The sequence below is a fragment of the Kocuria sp. genome (genome assembly GCF_030536815.1).
GTDB lineage: Bacteria > Actinomycetota > Actinomycetes > Actinomycetales > Micrococcaceae > Kocuria > Kocuria gwangalliensis.
Window position 1 is genome coordinate 1 of sequence record NZ_JAUNPE010000321.1, and the last position, 1,733, is coordinate 1,733.

Below are 1,733 nucleotides of genomic sequence, written 5' to 3' on the forward strand. Positions count from 1 at the left end.
TGCCCGAGACCAGCCTGGGCATCATGCCCGCCGCGGGTGGCACCCAGCGCCTGGCGCGGTTGGTGGGAGTGGGTAGAGCCACCGAAATGATCCTGACCAGCAGGCGCGTCAAGGCCCAGGAGGCCCTGAGCATGGGACTGGTGACCGACGTCGTCGAACCCGAAGACCTCATGCCCACGGCCAAGGACACCGCGCGGACGATCCTGGCCAAGGGACCGCTGGCCACCCAGCTGGCCAAAACCGTGGTGCGCCACGGATTCGACGCAGACCACGGCACCGGAATCCTGTTGGAACGCCTCGCCCAAGCGGTGCTCTACAGCAGCGCCGAGAAGGTCGAGGGCACCACCGCGTTCCTGGAGAAACGCACCCCGGACTACCGAGCAGCCCAGCGAAAGGACGATGACGCGTGAGCGAATCCACCCATCCCCTGGCCGACATTCAACACGTCACCGTGATCGGCGCCGGCGCCATGGGCTCCCAGATCGCCATGGTCTCCGCCCTGGCCGGGTACACCACCGCCCTCGTGGACATCGCCGACGAGTACGTGGTGCGCGCCCAGTCGCAACTGGAATCCCGCATGAATCGCGATGTCGAAAAGGGCCGCCGCTCCCAGGAGGACGTGACGGCCTCGTTCGATCGACTCACGTTCACCACCGACCGCGATGGCAGCGCCGCCCACACGGACTTCGTCATCGAGGCCGCCGTGGAGGATCTGGGGATCAAACGGGAGCTGTTCGCGGACCTGGATCGGATCTGCCCGCCGCATGCGATCCTGGCCACGAACTCCTCCAACATCGTTTCCTCCCGCGTGGCCGATGCGACCGGCCGACCGGACAAGGTCTGCAACGTCCACTTCTTCAACCCCGCCCTCGTCATGGAATGCGTGGAAGTGGTCCCCAACGACCACACCTCCGGGGAGACGGTCGAGACCGCCGTGGCCCTGGCCCGGTCCTTCGGCAAGAAACCCGTCACGCTGAAACGGGAGACGCCCGGTTTCGTGGCCAATCGCCTGCTGGGTGCCCTGCGCACGGAAGCGCTCAAGCTCTACGAGGAGGGCATCGCGGACTTCGAGGACATCGACGTTGCCGCCAAAACCGCGCTGCGTCACCCCATGGGCCCGTTCGAGTTAATGGACCTGGTGGGCGTGGACGTCGTGTATCTGATCCGCATGGCCGAGTACGAGCAGACCGGCAACCCGGAGAGCCTCCCCCGCCCGGCGATCAAGGAACTCTACGAAGCCGGCCGGTTCGGGCGGAAATCCGGGCAGGGGTGGTACAGCTACGACTGAGCGTTGTGCTCCTTGATGTGGCGGGCCTCGGCAAACATCGTGCGCGCGATCTGGACCACTGATCGCAGTGCGGGGTTCTGGTCCGATGCCCGCCACACGAGTCTGACTTCCAACGGACGTTGCTCCTCGGCGAGCGGCAGGAACACCACACCGTCCGATGAGACGTTGTCCCGCACGGAATCCAAGCTGACGGCGCATCCGATTTCCGCACCGACCAACACCACCAGCGTCCAGGAGTCCGGGGCGGTCTGCACCACGCGGGGCACAAAACCGGCGCTCATGGCCAGGGAGTTCAGCCGGTTCGACAGCGCGGACACCGCGCCGCCCGGCAGAGTGATCCACGATTCCTCGGACAGGCTGGCCATGCTCACCCGAGACTGATGCGCCAATCGGTGATTGCTGGGCAGCACCACCATGACTTCTTCATGAGCGAGGATGCAGGAAT

General features: G+C 65.7%; 3 protein-coding genes. 2 read left to right on the forward strand and 1 reads right to left on the reverse strand.

Features of this window, described 5'->3' with window-relative positions; genetic code table 11:
- Both Q4E95_RS13595 and Q4E95_RS13600 read left to right on the forward strand, forming a co-directional pair.
- The coding region (locus Q4E95_RS13595; protein WP_303383802.1) for an enoyl-CoA hydratase-related protein at positions 1–410 on the forward strand (410 nt) is incomplete at its 5' end.
- Positions 407–1,288 carry a 3-hydroxyacyl-CoA dehydrogenase family protein gene (locus Q4E95_RS13600; RefSeq protein ID WP_303383803.1) on the forward strand — a complete coding sequence of 294 codons (882 nt, stop codon included), beginning with the start codon at positions 407–409 and terminating at the stop codon, positions 1,286–1,288. The genes Q4E95_RS13595 and Q4E95_RS13600, both read left to right, overlap by 4 nt.
- On the opposite strand, the gene Q4E95_RS13605 is transcribed toward Q4E95_RS13600, so the two are convergent.
- Positions 1,279–1,733 (reverse strand): LysR family substrate-binding domain-containing protein (locus Q4E95_RS13605; RefSeq protein WP_303383804.1); only part of this gene is annotated, 455 nt, incomplete at its 5' end. The two genes, Q4E95_RS13600 and Q4E95_RS13605, sit on opposite strands and share 10 nt — an antisense overlap.